General features: G+C 54.5%; 26 protein-coding genes and 1 other RNA gene. 11 read left to right on the plus strand and 16 right to left on the minus strand.

Annotation, left to right across the window (positions count from 1 at the left end):
• Nucleotides 1-20 precede the first annotated feature (20 nt).
• Both G461_RS0105030 and G461_RS0105035 read right to left on the minus strand, forming a co-directional pair.
• Complete coding sequence (locus tag G461_RS0105030; RefSeq protein ID WP_035477651.1) at nt 21-365, minus strand: RnfH family protein; 345 nt, start codon at nt 363-365, stop codon at nt 21-23.
• Nucleotides 366-367: 2 nt separating this feature from the next.
• Complete coding sequence (locus tag G461_RS0105035) at nt 368-796, minus strand: type II toxin-antitoxin system RatA family toxin (RefSeq protein WP_026959301.1); 429 nt, start codon at nt 794-796, stop codon at nt 368-370.
• Nucleotides 797-898: 102 nt separating this feature from the next.
• Between G461_RS0105035 and smpB the strand changes: the two genes are divergently transcribed.
• Together smpB and ssrA are read left to right on the plus strand one after the other, a co-directional pair.
• Nucleotides 899-1,378: an SsrA-binding protein SmpB gene (gene smpB, locus G461_RS0105040; RefSeq protein WP_026959302.1), complete on the plus strand. Its 480-nt coding sequence runs from the start codon at nt 899-901 to the stop codon at nt 1,376-1,378.
• 80 nt (nt 1,379-1,458) lie between these two features.
• Nucleotides 1,459-1,827, plus strand: a transfer-messenger RNA (tmRNA) gene (gene ssrA / locus G461_RS25805).
• 138 nt (nt 1,828-1,965) lie between these two features.
• Here ssrA and G461_RS0105045 read toward each other — a convergent pair.
• A complete protein-coding gene (locus G461_RS0105045) occupies nt 1,966-3,867 on the minus strand; it encodes a methyl-accepting chemotaxis protein (protein ID WP_026959317.1) in 1,902 nt (633 codons plus the stop codon).
• Nucleotides 3,868-4,262: 395 nt separating this feature from the next.
• Nucleotides 4,263-5,222 carry a helix-turn-helix domain-containing protein gene (locus tag G461_RS0105050; protein WP_035477654.1) on the minus strand — a complete coding sequence of 320 codons (960 nt, stop codon included), beginning with the start codon at nt 5,220-5,222 and terminating at the stop codon, nt 4,263-4,265.
• 159 nt (nt 5,223-5,381) lie between these two features.
• On the opposite strand from G461_RS0105050, the gene G461_RS0105055 reads away from it, so the two are divergent.
• From G461_RS0105055 to eutC, 5 genes are all read left to right on the plus strand, one after another.
• Nucleotides 5,382-5,945 (plus strand): TRAP transporter small permease subunit, encoded by a 564-nt coding sequence (locus tag G461_RS0105055; RefSeq protein ID WP_245579564.1) that lies wholly within the window; start codon nt 5,382-5,384, stop codon nt 5,943-5,945.
• Complete coding sequence (locus G461_RS0105060; protein ID WP_026959320.1) at nt 5,942-7,264, plus strand: TRAP transporter large permease; 1,323 nt, start codon at nt 5,942-5,944, stop codon at nt 7,262-7,264. The genes G461_RS0105055 and G461_RS0105060 overlap by 4 nt, the downstream gene beginning before the upstream one ends.
• 78 nt (nt 7,265-7,342) lie before the next feature.
• Entirely contained in the window at nt 7,343-8,383 is a 1,041-nt protein-coding gene (locus G461_RS0105065) for a TRAP transporter substrate-binding protein (protein ID WP_026959321.1), read from the plus strand.
• A gap of 84 nt (nt 8,384-8,467) precedes the next feature.
• On the plus strand, nt 8,468-9,868 hold the full coding sequence (locus tag G461_RS0105070; protein WP_026959322.1) for an ethanolamine ammonia-lyase subunit EutB: 1,401 nt from the start codon (nt 8,468-8,470) through the stop codon (nt 9,866-9,868).
• A gap of 33 nt (nt 9,869-9,901) precedes the next feature.
• Nucleotides 9,902-10,813: an ethanolamine ammonia-lyase subunit EutC gene (gene eutC, locus G461_RS0105075; protein WP_026959323.1), complete on the plus strand. Its 912-nt coding sequence runs from the start codon at nt 9,902-9,904 to the stop codon at nt 10,811-10,813.
• Nucleotides 10,814-10,839: 26 nt separating this feature from the next.
• On the opposite strand, the gene G461_RS0105080 is transcribed toward eutC, so the two are convergent.
• From G461_RS0105080 to G461_RS0105100, 5 genes are read right to left on the minus strand one after another with little or no spacing between them, the layout of a single operon-like run.
• Nucleotides 10,840-11,313 carry a peptide-methionine (S)-S-oxide reductase gene (locus G461_RS0105080; RefSeq protein ID WP_026959324.1) on the minus strand — a complete coding sequence of 158 codons (474 nt, stop codon included), beginning with the start codon at nt 11,311-11,313 and terminating at the stop codon, nt 10,840-10,842.
• 2 nt (nt 11,314-11,315) lie between these two features.
• Nucleotides 11,316-12,122 (minus strand): BPL-N domain-containing protein, encoded by an 807-nt coding sequence (locus G461_RS0105085; RefSeq protein WP_026959325.1) that lies wholly within the window; start codon nt 12,120-12,122, stop codon nt 11,316-11,318.
• Between the two features lie 28 nt (nt 12,123-12,150).
• Nucleotides 12,151-12,699, minus strand: a complete 549-nt coding sequence (locus G461_RS0105090; RefSeq protein WP_026959326.1) for a biotin transporter BioY — start codon at nt 12,697-12,699, stop codon at nt 12,151-12,153.
• Complete coding sequence (locus G461_RS0105095; RefSeq protein WP_026959327.1) at nt 12,700-13,314, minus strand: energy-coupling factor transporter transmembrane component T family protein; 615 nt, start codon at nt 13,312-13,314, stop codon at nt 12,700-12,702.
• Nucleotides 13,289-14,047, minus strand: coding sequence for an energy-coupling factor ABC transporter ATP-binding protein (locus G461_RS0105100; RefSeq protein WP_051326730.1), 759 nt, complete (start codon nt 14,045-14,047; stop codon nt 13,289-13,291). Before G461_RS0105100 ends, G461_RS0105095 begins: the two co-directional genes overlap by 26 nt.
• A 429-nt stretch (nt 14,048-14,476) precedes the next feature.
• On the opposite strand from G461_RS0105100, the gene G461_RS0105110 reads away from it, so the two are divergent.
• Nucleotides 14,477-15,346, plus strand: a complete 870-nt coding sequence (locus tag G461_RS0105110) for a ketose 1,6-bisphosphate aldolase (protein ID WP_026971022.1) — start codon at nt 14,477-14,479, stop codon at nt 15,344-15,346.
• An 89-nt stretch (nt 15,347-15,435) separates the two neighbouring features.
• Here the strand turns inward: G461_RS0105110 and recQ are convergent, their stop codons facing one another.
• Nucleotides 15,436-17,598: a DNA helicase RecQ gene (recQ, locus tag G461_RS0105115; protein ID WP_026971023.1), complete on the minus strand. Its 2,163-nt coding sequence runs from the start codon at nt 17,596-17,598 to the stop codon at nt 15,436-15,438.
• A 162-nt stretch (nt 17,599-17,760) separates the two neighbouring features.
• Nucleotides 17,761-18,258 (minus strand): type VII toxin-antitoxin system HepT family RNase toxin, encoded by a 498-nt coding sequence (gene hepT, locus G461_RS23340; RefSeq protein WP_342664360.1) that lies wholly within the window; start codon nt 18,256-18,258, stop codon nt 17,761-17,763.
• A 205-nt stretch (nt 18,259-18,463) separates the two neighbouring features.
• Here hepT and G461_RS0105125 point away from each other — a divergent pair, with 205 nt between their 5' ends.
• Nucleotides 18,464-19,009, plus strand: coding sequence for an HNH endonuclease (locus G461_RS0105125; protein WP_026971024.1), 546 nt, complete (start codon nt 18,464-18,466; stop codon nt 19,007-19,009).
• A 109-nt stretch (nt 19,010-19,118) separates the two neighbouring features.
• Here the strand turns inward: G461_RS0105125 and G461_RS0105130 are convergent, their stop codons facing one another.
• Nucleotides 19,119-20,081 carry an NAD(P)H-dependent oxidoreductase gene (locus tag G461_RS0105130; RefSeq protein ID WP_026971025.1) on the minus strand — a complete coding sequence of 321 codons (963 nt, stop codon included), beginning with the start codon at nt 20,079-20,081 and terminating at the stop codon, nt 19,119-19,121.
• A gap of 65 nt (nt 20,082-20,146) precedes the next feature.
• Complete coding sequence (locus tag G461_RS23345; protein ID WP_211236249.1) at nt 20,147-20,791, minus strand: nuclear transport factor 2 family protein; 645 nt, start codon at nt 20,789-20,791, stop codon at nt 20,147-20,149.
• A gap of 144 nt (nt 20,792-20,935) precedes the next feature.
• Between G461_RS23345 and G461_RS0105140 the strand changes: the two genes are divergently transcribed.
• Nucleotides 20,936-21,856, plus strand: coding sequence for a LysR family transcriptional regulator (locus tag G461_RS0105140; protein WP_026971026.1), 921 nt, complete (start codon nt 20,936-20,938; stop codon nt 21,854-21,856).
• 45 nt (nt 21,857-21,901) lie between these two features.
• Nucleotides 21,902-22,648 (plus strand): nuclear transport factor 2 family protein, encoded by a 747-nt coding sequence (locus G461_RS0105145; RefSeq protein ID WP_026971027.1) that lies wholly within the window; start codon nt 21,902-21,904, stop codon nt 22,646-22,648.
• A gap of 57 nt (nt 22,649-22,705) precedes the next feature.
• On the opposite strand, the gene G461_RS0105150 is transcribed toward G461_RS0105145, so the two are convergent.
• The 3 genes from G461_RS0105150 to G461_RS23350 all read right to left on the minus strand — a co-directional run bounded on the left by G461_RS0105150 (nt 22,706) and on the right by G461_RS23350 (nt 25,031).
• Nucleotides 22,706-23,551, minus strand: a complete 846-nt coding sequence (locus G461_RS0105150; RefSeq protein WP_026971028.1) for an SDR family oxidoreductase — start codon at nt 23,549-23,551, stop codon at nt 22,706-22,708.
• Between the two features lie 124 nt (nt 23,552-23,675).
• Nucleotides 23,676-24,464 (minus strand): DODA-type extradiol aromatic ring-opening family dioxygenase, encoded by a 789-nt coding sequence (locus G461_RS0105155; protein ID WP_026971029.1) that lies wholly within the window; start codon nt 24,462-24,464, stop codon nt 23,676-23,678.
• 72 nt (nt 24,465-24,536) lie between these two features.
• Entirely contained in the window at nt 24,537-25,031 is a 495-nt protein-coding gene (locus tag G461_RS23350) for a DoxX family protein (RefSeq protein WP_051333367.1), read from the minus strand.
• Nucleotides 25,032-25,185 lie beyond the last annotated feature (154 nt).

Here is a 25,185-nt window from a genome sequence, read left to right on the forward strand (position 1 = left end):
ACAGCGTCTAGCGCTTGCAGTTAAACCTTCTGGCTGCCTTTCTTGGGCCTGCCGCCAGTCACCTTACTGGCGCGACCTTCCTCTTTGGCTCGCTCCGCACGCAGCTTACGCAACTCTTTCGGGTCGGCAATCAAGGGGCGATAGATCTCGATGCGGTCCCCGTCTTTTAGCTGCTGATTCAGCTTCGCCGCGCGACTAAAGATGCCTACGCTGGCGTTTGCTGGGTCAATCTCAGGAAAGTACTCGCAAATCCCCGATTGCACAATGGCCTGCTCAATGGTGGTGCCTTCATCCACGCTCACTGCCAGCAGTTGTTGCTCATGGGGCAAGGCATACACCACTTCAATAGAAATCTGTTTACTCATCACTAATACACCTGCTTGGCGCGCTCAACAAAGGCGTTCACCATGTTTCCGGCCAGTTCATTAAACACCCGGCCAAAGGCCGCGGCAATCAAGCTGCTGCTGAACTCAAACTGCAGGTCCAACTCCACCTTACAAGCCTGCTCATCAAGGGCGGTAAAACGCCAAATCCCGGACAACGCTTTAAACGGCCCATCGACCAAAGTCATCGAAATGGAACGGCCATCTTCAAGGGTATTCTCGGTGGTAAAGCTATTGCGGATCCCGGCCTTGGCAACCGCCACTTCGGCCACCATCTGGTCGCCAGTTTGCTGCTTGATGGTCGCGCCCACACAACCGGGCAGAAACTCAGGATAGGCAGCAACGTCGTTGACCAACTTATACATTTGCTCGGCGCTGTACATCACCAGCGCACTGCGATTGACTTGCGGCATGTCAGCCCTCTTAACAAAAATCCGCATCATTTTAGCATTAGCCGCCCAAGGCGGTGCAATAGCAGTTTTCAAGTGGCCGCGCATGAGTATAATAAGCGCCCTATGAGTAAGAAATCTAAAAAGCCCAGCCCGGGTACCATTGCGCAAAATAAGCGCGCCCGCCACGAATACAGCATCAGCGACAAATTCGAAGCAGGCCTGGAGTTACAAGGCTGGGAAGTAAAATCATTACGCGCCGGTAAGGCCAATATCAGCGAGAGCTACGTGTTCGTCCGCAACGGCGAAGCCTTCATCTCGGGAATGAGCGTGCTGCCTCTGCAAGCCGCCTCAACCCACGTGGTGGCCGACCCAACCCGGGTACGCAAGCTACTGCTGAATCGCCGTGAGCTCGACAAACTGATTGGTGCCACCGAGCGCCAAGGTATGACCTTGGTCGCCCTGTCGCTTTATTGGAAGCGCAGCTGGGCCAAGATCGAAGTCGGCCTTGCCAAAGGTAAGAAAGACCACGACAAGCGCGCCGATATCAAAGACAGAGAGTGGCAACGCTCGAAAGATCGGGTAATGAAGTCTAACCTGCGTTAGACAATTGCTCACTTTCAGCGCAGTTAAACACACAGGGCTAGGTGAAGCCAAAGCTGCTGTGCTAAACTGCGCACAATTCCGGGGCTGATTTAGGATTCGACAGGATCACGAAGGCTTGTGGAGCATGCCGAGGTGCGGTTGGCCTCGTAAAAAAGCCGCAAAAAAATAGTCGCAAACGACGAAAACTACGCACTAGCAGCTTAATAACCTGCTAAGGGCTCTCCCGCCCTAGCTTCCGCCTGTAAGACGGGGACCAACGGGGGATCAAACCCAAACAGGATCGCGCGGATGCTCCCGCTTGAGAGCTGAAACGTTAAATATAATTCAAGCTAGTTTTTAAGTAGCGTGTCTGTCCGCAGCTTAACGGCGAACGTAAAGACTGACTAAGCATGTAGCGCCATTGGTTAGACTGGTTTTGGACGCGGGTTCAACTCCCGCCAGCTCCACCAAACGTTTGGAAAGGCGATAACTCTATGAGTTATCGCCTTTTTTATTCCATTCACAACGTACTTCGCACGGTTTCCACTAACAGGCTCTGCCAAACGATATTGCTAATATGGGTTATTGAAACCCTCAACTCACACACCTTACCCAACCCTTCGATCAGCCAATTTAAACTCCCCAATAAACCCATTTAGTCGTTCGCTCGACGCCTTCAAGCTTTGGCTGGCGAGTACTGTGTTTTGCGTTGTTTCGCTCATTTGCTCGGCTTCGTCTTTGATGCGGTGTACTTGCTTTCTAATCTCGATGGTGGTGTTTGATTGCTCTTCTACCGCGGCAGCGATTTGCTGTGACATAACCGCTACGCTGTCCATCTCGGCTCTGAAAAACGCGAAGGTTTCGACGCTGCCCATCATCACGTCGGCAACGCTTGCGCCGTGCTGCTGCAAATCGGAGAGGTGTTTAACGGCGTTCTTGGCGGTCGTTTGTAGGCTGGAGATCTGTTGTTCTATCTGTTCAGTGGCATCGCGGGTCAAGCCTGCCAAGTTACGGACTTCATCGGCAACCACGGAGAAGCTGCGGCCATGAACTCCGGCTCGGGCGGATTCAATAGCCGCGTTGAGTGCTAGCAAATTGGTTTGCTCGGCAATGCCACTGATTACCTTGAGAATGTCGGCGATTTGCTCGGTATCGTTGTCGAGCTGGCCGACTTGTAGCTCGGTTTTGCCTATGGTTTCAACCAGCTGATTCATCATATCGCGGCTCGATGCCATAGCTTGCTCGCTGTCGAGAGACTTGCCGTAAACGAGTTGAATCGAGTTGGCGGCTTCATTGGTAATAGAGGCCACTTCGGTGCTAACACTCGCCATCTCATCGATGGAGGTTGTTAGGTAGTTGGTTGATGAATGTTGTCTATTTACGCTGTCTAGGTTTGCCTTCATGGATTCCGCAACGGAGTCTATCCATTGACTGCTGGACTGTATCGCCCCATCAAAACTGACGAGGGTGTCGTTGAAACTGCATTGAATCTTATTGAAGGCAGAGGTCACTTCCATCAGCTCTTGTGGCCCTTTGATGGAAATCTCTTTATCTACCCGCTTGTTTGTCGCCACATCGGAGAACTCGCCAATAATGTAGGACAGCTGCTTGGTGATTGAACGAGTAATTAACAGTGAAACAGCTATCACTAAAAACAGTACCGCCGCACCGAGAGTAACGCTGGCAAACAGCGCCTGATTGGCTCGCTGTTTCTCTTGTTCAGATAGGTCGATTAGCCGCTGCGATACAAAGCTGGAGACGGCCCGCAAGCTTTCAATGTTACTGCTTGCCTCTGAAAACCAAGTATGGGGCGACATATCGATGCTCTCTCCGCCCATATTCAATAACTTAAAGCGCAAATTGTGAATCGATTGATTTAACTCGCTGTTCAGATGCTGCTGCTCAAAATACTGCACCACATCACTCGGAGCATGGGTGTTAAAACGCAGTAACAAGTCTTGCAGTGCGCGCCAATCAGCCTTGTTGTTGCCGTGGGAGGTATAGTCGACTTTGCCAAAGCGCAGCATTCGCAGCTTCATCGAACGCTCGAACGAGTAAACATTATCAATCTGCATCAGCGTGGCATAGCTAGTTGCCAACATAGACAGCTCAGGGCTAAATGATGAAGCCTTCACCAAGCTATTAATCGCTTCGATGGCTAGCAGACTTGCGTCGGCGTAGTTATTGGCAATCCAGTTGCCGTTTTCATCTTTTAGCTTGCCCTCGTCAATAAGCTTGCGCGATGCCTTCAAGAAAGAGAGTGCCGATGAAAAGCGCCCCGCATCAACATAATACCCTTGCAACGCGTCTGACTGGCTCTCTTGGTTGGCTAAATAGGTATTGAATTCAACCACTGCGCTATCAACATCGGCTCTAAGCCGGTGCAGCCGCTGTTGATAGGAGGAGCCATCCTCAAGCTTTTGGTCGGCGTAAGCGATAAAGGCGATGGTATAGTCGCGCTCATCTTGCAGTAGCTTAAGTAAGTCGCCGGTTTTTTGAGCGAGTTCCATTACGGAATGCAGGTTTCTGGTTTGCTGTTGTTTCTCCATCAACGATATGCAACTCACCGCGATAAAAGCAAACACCAAGAAGGTAGGAAGAAAGGTTAGAATCAAAATCCTTGTTCTAATTTTTATACTAGCAATACTCATTAACTTGCTTATCCCTCGCAATAGCCATCCATGCTGCAGGCTATAAAGTAAAGGGCTTTGGCGCGCGTTAATGTGATTTAAACCGATAAAACCTCGTCACAAATTCGAATCCCGTAGTATGGGATTTGTCTTCCATAATTAGTTACCGATTTCGGGAATGATAAATAAGGTCGCTGGGTAACTGCCATCACACTTAGCCAAGTGAGCTATTTATCCAACGCCAACCTGAATGCAAACAACAGGTGCAGCAAAAGCTACCGCACGCTTCCGCGCAACCGCGTCTCCTGCGGCGTCTCCGCAAACAAGCTCTTGTAGTCATGGCCAAACTGCCCCATATGGAAGAAGCCGTATTCAAGAGCTACTTCACCAATGGTTAGGCTGCTGTCGGCCGATAGTAGTGCGCGGCGTACTTGGTTTAGCCGTGAGATTTGGATATAGCGCTTGGGCGACATGCCGCAGCATTGGGCGAAGGTGTATTGCAGAGTGCGGCGGCTTACGTTTACCGCGCGGCAGAGTTCGGTGATGGTGATGGGGGACTTTAGCCTTGTGTGGGTCAGGTAGTCGTTCACGCGCTGCATAATGCGTTGGCGCTGCTGCGAGCACACTTGCGTGGCGGTTGTGTAGTGGGCTTGGCTGAGCAGGTCTACCACTGCGTCGTGCAAGATCAGCGCTTGGGTGGCAGCGCTCCAGCGGTGGCCTTCGGGTTGTAGCAGCAGCGTTAGGTATTGCCGAAAGCTGTGCAGTTTGCCCGGGGGGATGTTCTCGAGCCACAGGCCATCGGTGGCCGGGTAAATCGGTGGTTCTTCACCCAGCGCCTCGAGTTGGGTAAAAAAGCTTTTATGTAGCACTAAGCCGAAGATAGAGAAGTCGTCAGGAGTAAGCAGTTCGAAATCGCGGCTACCGGGGCGACATAGGAACTGGTCGCTGCGGGTTTGCTGGTTGTTGATGCGGCAGCTTTTATTGTCGGCGCTAAAGCCGAGCCACAGGCCGCCCTCTTCTACCCGACAGTGTTGGTGCAGCTCGCGGTTGCTGTCTTCGCGAAACAGGTGGATATGGGGGAAGTTAATCTCGTTGATCACCCCAAAAAAACGCCCGGGGCTGAGTTGGTCGTATTCCTGTTGCCAGTTGATCAGGTTGTCAGCTTGGTGGTTTGCATCATCTGAGTGAATTGTGCACAGCGATGATGCGTCATCGATAAGCGCTGGTATTTCCATATATCACTTCACTTGCATGGCCCTTGGGCCAGTTTGGGGCAAGCCAACCTTAAGTCATTGTTATTTATTAATTTTTAGCATTGCCGTTTTTCGATAAGCCTTCGGTACAAAACTCGCAGGCTCAGTTTTATCGCCCTAGATAAACAAGTTGAGCAAAAAATGAACCAAGTCACTTGCGCTGTACAGCCAAGCACCTTGCCCAAAGAGCGGGCAATGCCGGGTTTTCTGCTTGCCTACGTCAAGCATGTCGACCGCTTTAACCGGCGGGTCGGTCGCTTGATGATGTATGGCATCTTCCTGATGATTGGCGTGCTTATGTGGTCGTCGATCTCCAAAACCTTCTTTATGCCATCGCTGTGGACGCTCGAATCGGCCCAGTTTCTGATGGTGTCCTATTACATCCTCGGTGGCGCCTATGCCATCCAGCTCAACGCCAATGTGCGCATGGACCTGTTCTACGGCGAATGGTCGACCAAGCGCAAAGCCTGGATGGACGCCTTCACCGTGTTCTTCCTGATTTTCTACTTGGGCGTGCTGCTCTATGGCGGGTGGGAGAGCATGCTCTACTCGCTCGAATATGGCCAGCGTAGCCGCACCGCATGGCGTCCACTGATATGGCCGATTAAGGCGGTGATGTGCACCGGCTTTGTGCTGATGATTCTGCAGTCTATCTCGCAGCTGATTAAGGACATCGCGACTATCCGAGGAGTAGAGATCAAATGAGTTACGGCCTAATCGCAACCACCATGTTCTCGTTGATGATGCTGCTTATGGCAACCGGTCAGCGGGTGTTTGCCGCCATTGGCGCGGTGGCCGCCGTCGCCGCCATCTTGCTGTGGGGAACCGGCGGGGTGGAGATCCCCTTCACCGCCGCCATGAAGCTGATGAACTGGTACCCGATGCTCACCCTGCCGATGTTCATCTTTATGGGCTATGTACTGTCTGAATCGAAGATTGCCGACGACCTCTACAAGATGTTCCATGTCTGGATGGGCCCGATGCCCGGTGGGCTGGCCATCGGTACCATCGGCCTGATGGTGTTGGTATCGGCAATGAACGGGCTGTCGGTGGCCGGGATGGCGATTGGTGCCACCATTGCGCTGCCGGAGCTACTCAAGCGGCGCTACGACAAGAAGATGGTCACCGGGGTTATTCAAGCTGGCTCGTCGCTGGGGATCTTGGTGCCACCCTCGGTGGTGCTGGTGCTGTACGCAATGATCGCCCGCCAACCGGTGGGGCAGCTATGGCTGGCCGGGATTGTGCCGGGGCTGGTGATGGCGGTGCTGTTTATCTTGTATATCGCGATTCGCTGCCGCTTAAACCCCAGCTTGGGGCCAACCCTGAGCGAGGAAGAACGCAACGTACCGCGCGCCGAGAAGCTGCGCCTGTTGGGTGCCGGCGCGCTGCCTATCGGCATTTTTGCGGCAATGATGGTGCCCTTTGTGAACGGCTGGACCAGCCTGGTAGAAAGCTCGGCGATTGGTGCGATGGCCGCGCTGCTGGCGGCCATCCTCAAGCGCCGAATGACCCGTACGGTGTTCGAAAACTCGGTGCGCAACACCTTGGCCATCTCCTGCATGTTTATGTGGATCATCCTCGCCGCATTGGGCTTTGGCGCGGTATTCGACGGCCTTGGCGCGGTGCATGCGATTGCAGATCTGTTTACCGAGCAGTGGGGCCTAAGCCCATGGACGATTCTGATTCTAATGCAGCTGTCGTTTCTGATTATGGGCACCTTTTTGGACGACACCGCCATGCTGGTGATTGTCGCGCCACTGTATGTGCCGCTGGTGAATGCGCTGGGCTTCGATTTGATCTGGTACGGCGTGCTCTACACCGTGACCTCGCAGATTGCCTACATGACGCCGCCGTTCGGCTACAACCTGTTTTTGATGCGGGCCATGGCGCCGCCAGAGATCACCCTGCGTGACATCTACGGCTCGATTGGCCCCTTCGTCGCCATCATGGTGTTCTCACTGATTTTGCTCATGATATTTCCAAGTCTTGCGCTGTGGCTGCCGGAAACGGTGTACGGAAAGTAACTGAAAACTCGCAACTCAAGGTGGGCCGGAGTCCACCAACAACATTATTGAGCTCGCAAGAGCCATTGGAGGGATACAATGAACTCAAGACGTAAATTTTTAACCAGTGCCGCCGCGCTAACCGCAGGGGCGGTGCTTGCTCCGGCCAAAACCTTTGCCGCTAGCCCCAAGATCAAATGGCGCATGCAAACCTACGCCGGCCCAGCGCTGGCCGAGCATGTGATTAAGCCGGCCATCGAAACCTTTAACCGCATCGCCGGTGAAGAGATGCAGATCGAGCTGTACTTTGCCGACCAGCTAGTCCCCACCGACGAGCTGTTCCGCGCCATGCAAAAAGGCATTATCGATGCGGTGCAATCCGACGATGACTCGATGGCCTCGCCCACCGAAGTGACCACCTTTGGCGGCTACTTCCCCTTCGGCAGCCGCTACTCGCTAGATGTACCGGTGCTGTTTAACCAGTACGGCCTGAAAGAGATCTGGGAAGAGGAATACGCCAAGGTTGGGGTGAAACACATCTCCGCCGGCGCATGGGACCCTTGTCACTTCGCCACCAAGAAACCAGTTAACAGCCTGGCCGATCTAAAAGGCCTGCGCATCTTCACCTTCCCCACCGCGGGCCGCTTTATGGCGAAATACGGTGTGGTGCCGGTATCGCTGCCATGGGAAGACGTCGAAGTTGCCCTGCAAACCGGTGAGCTAGACGGTATCGCCTGGTCGGGCATTACCGAGGATTACACTGTGGGCTGGTCGAAGGTGACCGACTACTTCCTCACCAACAACATCTCCGGTGCATGGATCGGCTCGTTCTACGCCAATATGGACCGCTACAACGCCCTGCCCGACCACCTCAAAGAGCTGCTTACTTTGGTGATGGACAGCTCGCACTATTACCGCCAGTGGTGGTACTGGGGCGGCGAAGCCAAGCTGCGGGTGGAAGGCGCCGATATGAAGCTAACCTCAATCCCCGATGCCGAATGGGCCACCGTTGAGGCCGATGCGCATAAATTCTGGGATGAGATCGCCAAAGAGTCGCCGGTTAAGGCGAAAGTGGTGGAAATCTTCAAGAAATACAACGCCGATATGGAAAAAGCTGGCCGTCCTTACCGTTACAGCTAGCCTTAAAACAACAGCGGCTTAAGCGAGAAGCAAGCGTTAAGCCGCTGCTTGTTGACTCCCATTCGAAACCCTAGAGAGATGTAAATGACCGCAAGCTACCGCTGGCAGCAAGGAGACAAGGTCTACCACTTCGGCTCACTGGCCGAGCTAATGGCCAAGGCAACGCCGGAACGCTCCGGTGATGCGCTGGCAGGCGTTATTGCCGAAAGCGCCGAACAGCGGGTGATCGCCCAGATGGCCCTGGCCGATGTACCGCTAAAAACCTTCTTAACCGAAGCGGTCATCCCCTACGAAAGTGACGAGATCACCCGGCTGATTATCGACAGCCACCAGCTCGCAGCCTTCGCCCCCATCTCACATATGACTGTGGGTGATTTTCGTAACTGGCTGCTTAGCGACGCGGCCGATAGCCAAGCACTATCAGCGCTACGCGATGGCCTTACCCCAGAGATGGTCGCCGCGGTCAGTAAGATTATGCGCAATCAGGACCTGATCCTGGTCGCCAAGAAATGCCATGTCGTCAGCGCCTTTCGCAACACCATTGGCCTGCCCGGGCGGCTCTCAACTCGCCTGCAGCCCAATCACCCCACCGACTCGCTCGACGGTATCGCCGCCACCATCTTCGATGGGCTGATGTATGGCAATGGCGATGCAGTGATTGGCATTAACCCGGCCACCGATAACGTGCCGCAAACCATCAAGCTGCTGGCCATGCTCGAAGAGGTAATCCAGCACTACCAGATCCCCACCCAGTCCTGCGTGCTAACCCATGTCACCAATACCATCGAGGCGATTGAGCAAGGCGCGGCAGTGGATTTGGTGTTTCAGTCCATTGGCGGCACCCAAGGCACCAACGACACCTTCGGGGTGAACTTGGCGGTGCTTAAAGAAGCCCACGAGGCAGCGCTATCGCTGAAACGCGGTACGGTGGGCAACAACGTGATGTATTTTGAAACCGGCCAAGGTACCGCGCTGTCGGCCGACGCCTACTTCGGCGTAGACCAGCAAACCTGCGAGGCGCGCGCCTATGCGGTAGCCCGCCAGTTCGACCCGCTGCTGGTCAACACCGTGGTCGGTTTTATCGGCCCCGAATACCTGTTCGATGGCAAGCAGATCATCCGCGCCGGGCTGGAAGATCACTTCTGCGGCAAGCTACTCGGCCTGCCGATGGGCTGCGATATCTGCTACACCAACCACGCCTATGCCGATCAGAACGATATGGACAACCTGCTCACCCTGCTCGGGGTAGCCGGTTGCACCTTTATCATGGGCATCCCCGGCTCCGACGACATTATGCTCAACTACCAAACCACCTCGTTTCATGATGCGCTGTACGCGCGCAAAGCGCTCGGCCTGAAGCCCGCACCGGAGTTTGAAAGCTGGCTGGCGCAGATGGAGATCTTCAGCGATGTCGACAAGGTAAGGCTGAACCAACAACTGGCTAAGCCCTTTGGTGCCTCCATCGCCCTGCTCAGTGACAAGTAACTAAAACGGTAACTAGATAATTAAAGGAGACGCATGAGCAAGTTAGTGAGCAAGCCACAGGATGAGTCAGTGGTCACCGAAAGCCGCTGGCAGAGCCTCAAGCAGTTTACCTCGGCGCGAATTGCACTGGGCCGCACCGGCACCAGCATTCCCACCGGCGAGTTGCTGGACTTTCAGCTCGACCATGCCCGCGCCATCGATGCGGTGCACCGTGCGCTGGATGTGGCCACGCTCAACCAACAGCTTGTAGCCTCTCACTCACTTAGCCACGTGATAACTACCCCGCCTTTGCTGGTGCAAAGCAAGGCCAGCGACCGCATGGTCTACCTACAACGCCCCGATCTCGGCCGACAGCTCAGCGAGGCTTGCTGGCAGCAACTGTGTGATGCGCGCGCCGAATATCATCATCAAGAACAGCGCCAAGAGCAGCACAAAGGGCAGCACCAAGGGCAACAAGAGTACGATTTGGCGATAGTGGTGGCCGATGGCCTCTCCTCCACCGCCATCCAAAAGCATGCATTGCCGGTGATTGAACGGCTGGTTGAAAAGCTTAGCGGCGATGACGCCCACACTTGGTCACTGGCACCGATTACCATTGTCACCCAAGGCCGGGTCGCGGTGGGCGATGATGTGGGCGAATGCCTCAATGCCAAGATAACCCTTATCATGATTGGCGAGCGACCCGGGCTCACCTCCCCCGATAGCATGGGGATCTACCTAACATGGGCGCCTAAGCGCGGCGCCAAAGATTCCAGCCGTAACTGCATCTCCAATATCCGCCCGGAAGGCCTGCCCTATGAGGAAGCGGCCCACAAAGCGCACTATCTGCTGAGTGAATCGATGAAGTTACAGCTTACCGGCATCGGTCTAAAAGACCGCTCAGTGGGGCTGGAGGAAGAGGCGCAGTTAGAATCAGATGCGACCAGTAGTTTTTTGATTGGTTAGAGCGTGTCGCGAGCTATCTGCTTGGGCTAGCGCTTGTACTTATGCAGCAAATCCAGCGGGATATGGCAGTAATCGCCGGGGCGCAGGGTTAGCCGGTCTTGGTGCTCTGCATCGCTTTTCACGTAGTTAGTCAGCGGCAGTACTTCCACGGCAATCTTGTCGGCATCGGCGCGTTTCGCGATATAGCCGCTGGCTATCGCCAGGTGCTGTGGGTCTTGGCTGTAGACTCCGGTACGGTACTTCTCGCCGACATCCTCGCCCTGCTTGTTCACGCTGTAGGGGTCGATAATCTCGAAGAAGTAATCCATCAAGCGCTCAAGGGAGACAAGGCTTGGGTCGAACTCGGTGCGCACGCATTCGGCATAGCCATCGTACTCGCCCGCAGTGGTGTTAGCGCTGCCGTTGGCGCGCCCCGCCTCGGTGCTTACCACACCCGGTAAATGGCGCATAAATTCCTGCACGCCCCACAGGCAGCCACCAGCAAAATAGACGTGTTCCATACTTATCGCTCCAAGGTATTGAGTAGGTAGTCGAGCAGGCTTAGATCGAGCTTGGCTGATGCGCCAATCGCATTGAAACCCGAGTAGTCGTTGCCGACCACATCGAATGCCAATAGCTGCAAGGCTTCATGGTCATACTCTGGATGGGGTGAGCACAGCAGCCAGCGGCCTTGGCCATGCTCGCCGCTGACAATCGCCGCCGGTTTATCGGGCAGCTCGGAGAAGCGCGCCAGCACTTGGAAGCCGGTCTCATCGTTTGGTTCAATGCTTGATTCAGCGCTTGGCTCAGCTCTCGTTTCAGCTCTTTTTTCAAAGACGCAACCGCCGATATACAGCGACTTAAAACACAAAGGGTTAGGGCTAGCAAAGCCTGATTCTGCCAGCTCTATTTCAACTAAGCGGGGCGCAGTGCCGTTGTAGCTGTCGCCGCGACCGAAGGCTTCAACCGGGCCTTTGGCCAAACCGGGGAAGAAGCTTAGTTCGTTCTGGGTAACAATCTCATAGGGCTGATCTTTGGCCCAGTGGGTGGTTTCGCAGGCCATATAGGCACCGGCGCAGATACCGAGGTAGCGCCCCCCTTGGGCAACGTAATCCTTGATACGTCGGTTGGCCTCGCCATTGAGCTTGGCGGCTTTATAGCGGCTAGCGCCGCCGGGCATCACAAACAGGTTGATGTCGGCATCGAGTGCGCCAGCGAGGATCTCGTTGGCATTCACAAAGTAGATGCCCTGCTTGCCGCGCAGCTTGCCCAGCGAGTAATACAGCACATGGTTGGCCGATACGTTGTCTGAGTAGATCAGTATCTTCATGCTGTTTTACTCCCGGGCTAAACGAGGCTTAGTTGGCGCGCGATAATACGCTGGCTGGACGCGCCTTGTAGATGGCTGCCGTCAGTGTACCCGCAACCACCGCCTTCACGATATCACCGGGAACAAACGCCAACACCAGTAGGGTCGATTCCAATAGCGTTTTTTCCAACACAATCGACATGCCAATCACACCGAAGACATACATCACCAAGATGCCGCCCACCATGGAGGCAATGGTTGCGACCACCGCCAGCGATGGGCCACGCCACTTCTCAACAATCAGGCCAGTCACAAAGGCTGCAAACGGCCAGCCCACCAAGAAGCCACCGGTTACCGAGACAAACATGCCAAGGCCACCCAAGCCACCAGCGACCACCGGCAAGCCCGCCGACATCACCAACAAGAACAGCAGCATCGCCAAAGCGCCGCGCTTGGCCCCCAACATCGAGCCACACAGCATCACGCCCACGGTTTGAACGGTAATCGGCACGCCAAAGCCCAAGTAAATGCGCGGGGTTAAGCCTAGCGCAGCCACCAAGGCAGCAAACAAGGCGATATATACAACATTCTTTTCCATCTATTCATCTTCCATATCAATGAGGCCGCCGCGCGCGCGCAGTGCCTGAGCAACGTGGTCCGCATCGTCTAGCGCGAGTACGGTAAAGGGTAAAATGATCCGCCAACCAGAGCGGCGATTAGAGCGCGCGCGCCAGGCCTGAGAGAGAGTCTTGCCGCGGCTCACCAGCGTTGGGGTCATGCGGATCACCAACGCCATCGACAGCTCCAATACCCGCGGGTTAAGCCCAAGCCGGCGCAGTGGCCGCGCTAAAAAGCGCACCACTTCCATCATGTCGGTCAGGCGAGTGGTCATGGTCAACAGGTTGGCCATCGATACCGCCGACACCAAGCGCATGGTAATCGTGGCGCCGTAGGCCAAATCGTCACTTAAGCCATGCCATAGCATCAGGATTACGATAAACGGCGCGAGGATCCGCAGGTGCCGACAACCACTTAGAAAAAACACCTTGCCGGGCAAGGCATACAGCGTGATGACCGCCAGCAAAATCACCGCATGAAATAGCGGGTTATTGGTGAGAAACAGCCCCAGCGTAGTAACACTAAGCAGCGCCAGCTTTACGCCCGCCGGCCAGCGATGGGCCCGGGTTTCAACCGGCGAGCTGAGAGATATCATCACCGTCTCCAATCTTGTGCATTCGAGCCAAGTAAGCTGGCAGCACCTCACTGCTTGCGCCAAAAGCGGCGATCTTACCGCCCTCCAGCCACAGCATTTGCTCGTAACCGGCTAAGTCGTCTGGGTCGTGGCTGATATGGATCAGGCTACCGGGGAACTGACTTAAATAACGAGTGAGCTGCTTTTTGGTGGGAATATCCAGCCCCGCAAAAGGCTCATCGAGGATAATCAGGCTCGGCTGCATGGCCATCACCGCCATCAAACACACCAAGTGTTTTTGCCCACCGGACAGGCTAGCCACATGGGCATCTTGCCAGTGCTCTTTGCCAAAGGCGGCCAGCGTGGCCAAGGCGTTCTGCTTGGCCAGCTGCTTGCTTTGCCCCAGTTGGCGCAGGCCAAATACCACCTCTTCCAACACGGTGGGGAAGATGATCTGATGGTCGGGGTTTTGGAACAGCAGGCCAATGCCGCGCAGGGCAGCTTTGCGGTCTTTAAAGGGGTTGAAGCCATCGACCAGCAGCTCGCCAGATTTCGCTTCCACCAAGCCAGACAGCACCCGAGACAGGCTCGATTTGCCGGAGCCATTGCGCCCCACCACTCCCAAGCGTTTCACCTGAGCATCGAGGGTGAGATTGTCGAGTATGGTCTTGCCTTCAATGCTCAGGCTAAGCTCATGGAGCTTAATAGACAGGCCGCCATCAGCTGGCAGATCGGTGCGGGTAGTGCTGTTCATATTACTTTGCTGACCAAAACATCCATTGAAGGTATCGCGCCGCATAGTAGCAAGTTTGTCAGGGCGGGGAAATGCGCCAGCCCGCCCTAGCGCTAAGTCCTGCGCTGTGCTTTACCACTGGCGCAAAAGCGCACTATTTACTTGTTGTTGTCTGGTGAGTCAACGCGCAGTGCAGCACGTCATAAGCCTCACTCAAACAGAAGAGCAATCAACATGACTACTCCCTCACGTTGTGCCTAATCCAATGTCGCATTGATTGCTAAGTCTTTGACCCAAAGAGATAATGCTGCTGTGCAGAATGCCTGAAAAGGCAAAGGTAATGGCTCTCTTGCGAGTTTGCAGGCTGCTACCTGAGAGAGTGGGGAGACTCTTGGTAACCAAGTATAACGAGATGGCCATGATTTAAACCGTTCAATAAGGACAGAACGAATGCCACTGATCAATCTAGCTCAAGGGCTTGCCATCGCTCGCGATAACAACGCAGCATTGGGTGCCTTTAACGTTATCGATACTCACTTTATTAATGCCCTATTCTCTGCATCTGCCCGGTGCCATTCTCCCTTTATTATCAATATTGCGGAGGTGCATTTTCCTTACTTGGACCTTGAGAGCATTGTTGCCGCTATCCAATCTCGCGCCGCTCGACATAGCCAAGCGGTTGTTCTGAACCTCGACCATGGAAGCTCTTTTGATGCCATCGTTAAGGCGATCAGAGCGGGCTTTACCTCAATCATGTTTGATGGCTCTAGCCTTAGCTATGACGAAAACATTCGCCAAACCCGCGAGGTCGTCAAACTTTGTCACGCTGCAGGGGTATCGGTTGAGGCCGAACTGGGCGCAGTAGGAGGCAGTGAAGGCGGCGAGCTATACGGTAGCTACGACCAACATAAACTCACCGATGTTAATCAAGCGGCCCAGTTTATTGAGCAGACTCAAGTGGATGCGCTAGCTGTGGCCATTGGCAATGTACACGGAAAATACCGCGGTGCTCCCGAGCTAGATTTTGAACGATTAAAGGCGATTAACGCCGCATCGACGGTTCCCTTGGTATTGCACGGTGGCAGCGGGATCAGCGATGCCGATTTTCGCCGTGCTATCGACCTTGGCATTCGCAAAATTAACTTTTTCACCGGTATGTCTGACGCGGCACTAACCACCTTGGGCACGTGCTTGTCGCAAGAGTCCCTGAAATACGACAAGCTGGCCCAGTCCTTTGAGGCCATGGAGCTGTCGATTAGCGAGGTGGTTTGCCGCCAAATGCAGGTCTTCGGCAATCGAGTGCCCCTTGCCGAGCTATAGCATTTTGCCGAGTCATAGCATTTTGCGCAGCGATAGCTTTTCGAGAGCGTGCTAAACGGTGTTAAACACCCGCTAGCACGCTCCTTAAATTAGCTATCGAGACTAGACACCGCTGCGGCCCCGCCGCTTTCGTGAAAGAGCTTAGATGCCAACACGCAGCGCAGCACGCCGTAGTCGAACTGCTGGTTTAGCTCCTCAAACAGCGGTTTTAACTTGCTGTCGCCGCTCAAACCCAAACGGTTAATTGCATCGGAGATGGTCAGCAGCTCATACTCGTTGAGCGATACCACCTGTTCAAGCGTGCAGGCGCCGCTCTCAATGGCAGCGCTTAGGTGGGCGGTAATGGTTGTCTCGCTCAGGCCGCGTTGCTGGGCAACATCGGCCACCGAGCCGCTGGCTTGATAGAGTTCTAAAGTAGTCAGCTCGGTGTTACTTAAGGTGCGCAGCTCTTTGGCTTTGGGCTCCACCACCGCCAGCAGTTGCTCGCCATATTTGGCGACCTTGGACTCACCAAAGCCGGAGATCTCGCCTAGGCCTGCTAAGTCTTGCGGGCGGATCTGCGCAATCGCCTTCAAGCTGGCATCGTGGCAGATCATATAGGCCGGTACGTTCTGCTCCTTGGCAAGGGCGCTGCGCACCACTTTTAGGGCTTCGAACTGGGTGAGATCGGCGGGCGATAGGTCGGCCGCAGCTTTCGAGGTGGATGCCTTCTTGGCTTTGCCCTTGGCCTTGCGTAGCTCACGTAGCTGCACCTCTTGCTCGCCACGCAAAATAGGCCGACATAGCGGGGTGAGCTTCAGGCTGTGATACTCGCCCTCCACTTCCACCAAGTTCATGGCAATAAGCTGGCGGAATACCCCCTTCCACTGCGCAGCGTTTAGCTCGGTTCCGATGCCAAAGGTGGAGACCTTGTCATGGCCGAAGCGGGTGATACGGTCATCGGCTTTACCCAGCAATACGTTAGTTAGGTAGGTCACGCCAAAGCGCTGGTCACAGCGGTAGATGGTCGATAGCGCCTTGCGCGCGGCTTCGGTGCCATCCCAGGTGGTCGGCGGGTTTAGGCAGTTATCGCAGTTGCCACAGGGCTCGGGCAGAGTCTCATTAAAGTAGGCCAGCAGGGTTTGCCGGCGGCAGGTAACCAGCTCACAATAGCCCAGCAAGGCGTTGAGTTTCTGACTCTGTACCTGCTTGTAGGCCTCGCTGCCCTCGGAGTTTTGCACCATTTGCTGCTGCAGCACCATATCCTGCATGCCATAGGCCATCCACGCGTTTGCCGGTTCGCCATCACGCCCGGCACGGCCGGTTTCCTGATAGTAAGACTCGATGCTTTTCGGCAGGCTTAGGTGGGCCACAAAACGCACATCGGGCTTATCGATGCCCATACCGAAGGCGATGGTGGCAACAATGATCACCCCTTCTTCGCGCAAGAAGCGCTGCTGATGCTCGTTGCGCTTCTCGCTGGGCATGCCCGCATGATAAGGCAGCGCCACCCGACCTTGGCGAGTTAGCCACTCGGCGGTGTCTTCCACCTTTTTACGCGACAGGCAGTAGATGACTCCAGCATCTTCAGGGTGGTGCTCGCTAAGGAAGTTCCACAGCCCGTTCTTGGCATTCGACGGCTCGCTCACATGATAGCGGATATTGCTCCTATCGAAGCTGTGCACAAACACCTGCGCCTCGCCAAGGCCTAGCTGGGTAATAATCTCTTGCTTGGTGCGCTGGTCTGCGGTGGCGGTAAGGGCAATCCGCGGCACATTGGGGAAACGCTGATGCAGCACCGACAGCTGCTGATACTCCGGCCGAAAATCGTGCCCCCACTGGCTAACACAGTGCGCCTCGTCGATGGCAAACAGCGATATCTGGCATTGCGACAATAGCTGCAGGGTCGACTCCATCATTAGCCGCTCGGGGGCGACATACAGCAACTGCAACTGGCCTTGCAGCAGCCAATCTTCCACCTCGCGCTGCTCCATGCTGCTTAGCGTGGAGTTTAAATAGGCCGCCGATACCCCAACCTGATGCAATGCATCTACCTGATCCTTCATCAAAGCAATCAGCGGCGACACCACAATCCCCACGCCCGGGCGCACCATCGCCGGGATCTGATAACACAGCGACTTGCCCCCACCGGTAGGCATCAAGGTAAGCACATCCTGCCCCGCTACTAAGGTGTCGATAATCGCCTGTTGTTGATGGCGAAAATTATCGTAACCGAAGACGGATTTAAGCAGATCGAGAGGGTTTGGCGTCAAGGTGGTAGCTCGTGGTTGAGTGACTGATGGGCTAAGTGTACCGGATCTCAGCGGGCTCGTTGATGGGAATGTTAGTGCAGTAATGGTGGGAAAGATCGGTGATGAGGCGAATAGGCTCGCTAATCGCCTCATGCAATGAGGCAATTAAGCAGGCTAGTTGCCTCAGTCTGACTGCTCAGACAGCGCTAGCAGGCCAAGCTCCACAAATTCGAACAGTTGTTGAGTGTGGCCTTGTTCGATCACTGAGCGAATAATTTGCGGGTCAATATTGAGATAATCATGCACCAAGGCATTGCGCAGACCAATGATCTTACGCCAGCCTACCAGTGAGTCGAGCGATAGCTTTTGCTGCTGGGCCAACATCTCAAATGCTTGATAGGCATCTTGTGGGCTATGCCCTGCTAGGGACTTTGCCCAATGTTTGGCGACGTTAATACAGGTACCAGTTGCTAGCATTAAGAGCCTTTCTGCGGCGCGATACTCTAAGCCTGTCAATGCGCCGGTCGAACATAACTCACTAACCAGCTCCAGCTCACGCTGATAACAAGCCATTTTGCCAGCAGTAGTCTCGATTTGGAGATTTCGTTGCATGTAAGAGTGAAAAGTCGAATTAAAAATGCCTAGGGTAGCAAGCCTAGCAACAATAGAGCTAACACTCATTTTCACTGCTCTACTCTCGACACTACAGAAAGCAGTGGCTGGCGGGCGTAGTACGCGGTATCGAATTGGCAGAGCTAGCTAACCATCTGATTGATAGAATAAAACCATAGTGTTAACTTTAGTGTCATTAGGGATTTTGTAGAGCTTCCCATGCTTAGGTCAGGGATAACTCTATTGAACAAGATGTTACAAGGCACGACGAAACATGGCTGTTTACAATACCGCGTCAGATTCTGCCAACACTGCTGTAAGAGCTTTTCTTACGAAAGTAGGTGAGTACTACCTTGGGCATTCCTTTAATACTGGAAGTGGCAAAGGCAAGGCTCTTTGGTTGTCCATTAGAGACAATGACTTTGAAGGCTGCTGCGCGTATTGCGGAAAGAAAAGTGCAAAACTGCAAATTGAACACGTTTTAATGTTCAATAGAACCGAGTTTGGGCTGCATCACCCAGGAAATATTGTTCCATGTTGCAAAGAGTGTAATAAACGTGAGCGTTTAGAAGATAAGTCCTACTGCAGCTGGGAGCAGCACTTAGCAAAAGTTTGTGAAAGTCTTGGCGAGCTGGACATGTTTGAGGTTAGAAGGCAAAAGATTCTGGGTAACTTTAGAAAACACAAATATCCAGAGCTCAATATAAATGAGCAGCATGCCATTCGAGTTATAGCAAGTAGCCTCTACGAGAACATCAAGACAGAATCAGATAAATCATTGGATTTGTACAAACAACTGGATGAAGCATTTGTACAATGATGCCATCGATTACATCCCCAAATAACAGCAAGCTATCTACTACAAAAAAGCCCCAGCAAAGCCGGGGCAACAAAGGCACACAAAGAACTCTCAAATCAAGCGCGGCGCACTAGCTCACCACGGGATCCACCTTGTAAGTGTGAATCGTCACTTCGCCTTGCTCATCAAGACTTAACTGCCACTCTTCGTTAACCAGCAGGTTTAGGCTTTCGCCTTTTAGTGCTGAGTCGCTGTAGGTGTCGGCGATTAGGCGGATGCGTAGCTCTACCTTGAACTTGTCGCCCTCGGGCTTCACTTCGACCTGCTCGATAATGTGTTGGCAGTCTGGCTTGAAGGTGGCGCGGGCTTGGGTGTACCAGTCACGGAAGCCCTCAAGGCCGACAAATTCGCCTTCAGGCATACTCATCACAGAGTCGCTAGCCAAGCGCTCGGTAAAGGCGCTGCTGTCTTCTGGCAGTATGTCGAAGCGGGCGAACCACTGACTCACAAAGCGTTGAATGCGGCTTTCGGGCGCTGTCAGGTATTGCTCGATTTGGGCGCTTAGACGCGCGGCATGGTCCTTGGCCCGGCCCTGTACTTCGTCCAGCTCGTTGTACACGTTCGGGATGTACACCATGCGGTGGGTGTAGACCGGACTGCGGTAGTTCATGCCCGCCAAGTAGGCGGTTTGCTCCAGCGGGCGCAGCATCTGTTCGATGGTGAAGTGGTTGTAGCCCAGTGGCTGGTAAGACTCGGCCGGGCCGCCCACGGTGAACGACAGGATAAAGTCTTTACCTTTCAGCTTGTCGCCCTCGGGGCCGTAGGCGAAGTTAAAGCTGAATACGTCGTCGACCCACTTCTTCATTAGCGCCGGTACCGAGTACCAGTAGAACGGGAATTGCAGCACGATAACGTCGGCGTCTAGCATCGCTTGCTGCTCGGCGGCTACATCGATTTGGTAGTCGGGGTAGAGGCGATCAAGGCGGCGCACTTCAATATTGCTAATGCGCTGGGCTAGCTCGTCGATGATGACGCTGTTGGTGTAAGACCCATCCAGATCGGGGTGTCCGGAAATCACTAATACTTGGCTCATAATTCTCTCGTGTCTAAATCTTGGTTACTGACTGTGTTCGTTGTGCGCCCGGCGTGGCCCGGCGCTCAGGGTTGTGCGAAAAAGCTGTCGAAGAACGCATCTGAGGCGTATTGGTTGCCGGAGAAGTTCTGCACCCGCTTTATCTTGCCGTCTTCGATTTGGTAGAGCAGGATCCAGTTCAGGTCGATGTTCTGCTGGGCGCTGTCGCCCGCGGTGCTGTAGCCGCGGTGGGCGTCAATCACATAGTGCTCATTGGCGGCCAGCATCATCACCTCGGCTTTGAAGCCCGCTTCACCTAGCTTGGCGAAGAACTCGGTAAACTCGGTGATACCGCGTTTGGTACCAGCCAAACGATGCCGACCGGGAATGTGCCACTCAACATCTTCGGCCACATATTGTTTGATGGCCTCCATGTCCCCCGCCCCATAAGCGGCGAAGAAACCTTGAACCACCTTGAGCGCGGGGCTCTCGTCGGAGCCGGGGGCAACCGGGTTGACCGGCTTTGGCCAATTCTCTGCTTGATTAATCGCGTGGGCATCGCTGATCGCCGATGCAAGTTGCTGGTTGTGCGACATCTGCGCCTCCTCATGGCTGTGGTTCGTGGTTTTCGAGGTTGCCAGCTCAGGCCTTAACACCTCTGCGCTGAGGGGCACGGCAAGCGCAATTGCAAGCGTGGCGCTTAGCCCAATGACTTTGTTGACCGTTTTCAAAATGACGACTCCTCACGTTAGTGCCAATGCCTGGCTGACGAAGAGAAGTGTATGCGAGGTTATTACTATTGATTAGATGGCATTTCTCTAAATAATTATTAAGATTTAGCTAACAATATAACTTCAGATAAGCGAACCAGCGCCATGAATGGCAGCACCTTTAACCAACTGAGTATCTTTCACAGCATTGTGCGCGAGGGCAGCATTACCAAGGCGGCGCAGAAGCTGGAGATAGCCTCGCCCTCGGTAAGCAACGCGCTCAAGGCGCTGGAGGCCCAGCTCGGGCTTCCGCTATTTACCCGCACCACCCGGCGCATTGAGCTGACCGAAGCGGGGCGACTGCTGCACCAACGTACTGCCAGCTCATTACTGGAGCTAGGTTCAGCCTTTGAGAGCGTGAGCGATTTAAGCAGAGAGCCCTCAGGCAAGGTACGGTTAACTGCGCCGCGCTTTGTGTATCAATACCTGCTAGCGCCCTGCTACGCCGAGTTCTGCCAGCGCTACCCGGAGGTGGAGCTGGAGATATCGGTCTCGGATGCGGCCATCGATATCTTGAACGAGGGCTTTGATTTAGGGATCCGCTTTGGCGATCGCATCGAAGAAGGGATGGTGGCACGCCAGCTTACCCCGGCGATGAAGGAGGCCTTTTTCGCCTCCCCCGCCTATATCGAGGCCTTCGGTACACCGCAAAGCCCCGAGGACTTGCAGCAACACAAGCTGATCCAATACCGCTTTATCTCATCCAATCAACTGGCGCCGCTACTGCTGGATAATCAAGGTGAGACCTTAACGGTAAACATGCCCCATGCCTTAGTGGTGAACGACACCACCTTGATGGTCGACGCCGCCGAGAAAGGGCTGGGGATTGGCCGCATGGTTGAGCCGATGGTGAGCTCACAGTTGGCCAGTGGAAAGCTGCTGCCGGTACTCCAAGACTACTGGTATCCTTATGCGGGGCTGTATGTCTACTTCCACAAGAACACCCAAAAGGCCAAGCGGGTGCGGGTGCTGATCGACTTTTTGCTGGAGCAGGCTGAAGTTCGGAATTCGCTAGCTCATCTATGATTAAAAGCACTTTCCATCGTTCACCTGAATCAACAGGAGCACTGCATGAGCAAGAAACTGGAAAATGCTACCGCGCTATATATGGAAGGGATCCGCGACGGCCATGCCCGTGAGGCGGTCACCAAGTACACCGGCCGCCGCTACACCCAGCACAGCACCGGGGTGCGCAATGGCATTGAGGGCTTTGTTGAGTTCTTCGGCCCGTTTTTAGAGCGCTGCCCGGTGCGCGATATTCGCATTGTGCGCGGCTTTGTCGACCAACAATATGTGTTTGTGCAGGCCTTTCAGGATATCAACAATGGCGAGGCCAAATGGGTCACCACCGACCTATTTGATACCGACAGCGACGACAAGATTATCGAACACTGGGATGTGATTGCCGCCTTTGATGGGAGTGAACAAAGCGAGCCGAACCAGATAAGCGGCCCCATCGAGGCCGACGACCTCGCCGCCACCGAAGACAACAAGGAGACCGTACGCACTTTTATGTGCGATGTGATGGTGCTGGGCGATGGCGAGCAGTATCTGCAGTATGTCGACGGTGCTAACTTAATCGAACACAAAGCCGCCGATGTAGACGGCTTCGAGCACTACATTGGCAGCTACGACATGGTGTTTAAGCTTATCGGCCAGGGCAATATGGTAGTGGCCTATAGCCAGCTTACTTACCAAGGCCAGCCCTTAGCGCGCTTCGATATCTTCCGCTTAAGCGAGGGTAAAATCGTTGAGTTGTGGGCCAACCAAGAGCCGATCCCGCCTAAGGATGAGTGGACCAATGGCGGTAAGTTTTAGCTGTCACGCTCAGTGGATATTCAGCCCTCTAAACGCCGCCCTTGCGGCGTTTAGTTTTTAAGCCGAAAGGCGAGAGAAATAATCATCCCAGCTCTGATGGGCGCGACCCGCGGCCTGCTGGTAGTGGCTTGGGTTGTTCGATTTGCCATCGCGAATGCCTTGGTAAATGCCGGCAATCACGGTGCCGATAAACTCGCCCAGGCGGCTGGTGCAGTTTTCGCGGAAGGTGTCAAAGTCCACCGCTTGGTAGCTTAGCTCTACACCAAAGGCGCGGCTCATATACTCGGCCAGTTGGTCCTGAGTAAGCGCTTCGCCATGTAGGTTGTAGGTTTGACCGTTGCGGGTATCTTCGGTGAGCATCTTGGCGTAGGCAAAGCCCAGCTCGCTGCGGGTGGTGTAACCACACTTGCCATCGCCGGCGCAGTTAATAATACCGCCCTCTTTCTTGTAGTCTTCGAGGTATTCGATATCTGGCTCGATATAGATGCCGTTGCGGCCAATCGCCCACTCCAGACCACTTTCGCGGATATCTTGCTCGGTTTGGCGGTTACTTTGAATCACCGGCGAAAAAGCAGTACCGTGCTCGGCGCCCTGCACACTGGTGTAAACAATCTTGCGAACACCCGCTCGCTTGGCGGCGTTAATCACGTTGCGGTGCTGCTCGATACGTTTATCCGGCGCGTCCATCCCCGACACCATCAGCAGCACATCCACCGACTGCAGCGATTGCTCCAGCTCATCCGGCTTATTGTAATCGCCGGGGCGCACTTCCACGCCAAGGTGCTTGGCCTTCGAAGGGGTGCGTGCCAAACCAATCACGTTGTCCGCTGAAATGAGTTCGGCGGTGGCTTTAATGATGGCGGAGCCTAGTTGGCCACTGGCAGTGGTTACGGCAACTTTCATGGTCTATCTCCCTAGCTCTGCTGAAACGGGTTAAACAACTAGATGCCTTAACGATAGCGTGACGGCGAAATATCAATAGGTGAATCTGTGTTGATTAATGGTGAATCTTGTCCTCAAGCTCCTGTTAAGCAGCAAACGAGTATGCATCGAGCGAGAGCACCTCGCCCTCCATCGCATGATGGATGCGCTCAGCCGCTCCCTCGCTGGCACCAAGCACGCTTAGCAGCGGCAGAAAGTGCTCTTCGCTGGGGTGGTTATAGGCCAGCTCGGGCGCTTGCTCTCGATAGTCGAGCAGTGCGCTGCGCTGGTTGTCAGTTAGCTGCTGATACACCCACTCATTGAAGGCTAAGGCCTTTGCGCCCTTCTCTTGTGCCGGTTCTGGGCTAAAGAAGGCGCGTAGGTTATGGGTGATCCCACCGGAGCCCACCAGCAATATCTGTTGTTCGCGCAAGGCAGCCAAGGCCTGACCTAACCGGTAGTGGTGCTCGGCATCGAGCTGGCTGTTCACCGACACCTGCACAATCGGGATATCCGCATGTGGATACATCAGCTTTAAGGGGATCCACACGCCGTGATCCCAGCCCAAACGCTGATCGAGCAGGGTGATAAAACCGGCCTGCTGCAGCTGCTCGCTTACCTGCTGCGCCAACACTGGCTCGCCCGGTGCGGGGTAGCGGATATCATAGAGCGCGTCGGGAAAGCCGTAGAAATCGTAGATAAGCTCAGGGCGCGGCGAGGCGGTAATCACCACTTGTTCGCTGCGGTCGAGGTGGGCTGAGAACACCACAATCGCTTTGGGGCGTGGCAGTGAGCTGCCCAAGTTCATCAAGAACTGCGCGGTGGCGCTGTTATCGACCGCCATCATCGGCGAGCCGTGGGAGATAAACAAGGCGGGGAATCGAGGTGTGTCCATCATAGGCTCCCTTACATCAAGTAACGTAGCTATCCGAACTGTTCTCCAGTCCGGATAGGCGATAGCAAGCGATTAGGCGCTCGCGGCCTGGGTTGAGCTGGCCGATACTTTCGCAACTTCTGAGTTGTTTAGCTTGTTGCTAATCAGGCGATCAATCGAGACGGCACCTGCCCCCGAGAAGGCCAGTGAAGCGCTCATCGCCAGCAGCGCTAAGGCGAACTCGTAGCCGTTATTGCTAACAAACAGGCCATTGCCCAAGTGGACGGTCATTGCCATCGCCATGGTGAAAGCGGCCACCACTGCGGCGGGGCGAGTTAGCAGACCAAGCGCCAACGCGATACCGCCAAAGAACTCGGCGCTACCCGCCAGCAGGGCCATCAAAAACCCGGGAGCGAAGCCAATGCTGGCCATCCAGTTGCCGGTGGCTTCCAGGCCGTAGCCACCAAACCAACCAAACAGTTTTTGTGCGCCGTGGGCGGCCAAGATCAGGCCCAGTGGCAGGCGAAGAATCAGTGGCGCGAAGCCGGCGTTTGATGCGAAAACTTTCTGTAGTAGTGAGCTGTTCATGCTGTGTTCCCTCTTGTCGGTGCTCTGATTGTCGAGAGCTTAAGTCCGATAGTTGTAAGTCGATAGTTGGTGTCTCAACGCCATGGTTAAAGCTTAATCACAGACAGGATGTTGATAAATGCGGTAATCGTTGAATTATTAGCAATGCAGTGTT

This window comes from Aliagarivorans marinus DSM 23064, assembly GCF_000429485.1.
GTDB lineage: Bacteria > Pseudomonadota > Gammaproteobacteria > Enterobacterales > Celerinatantimonadaceae > Aliagarivorans > Aliagarivorans marinus.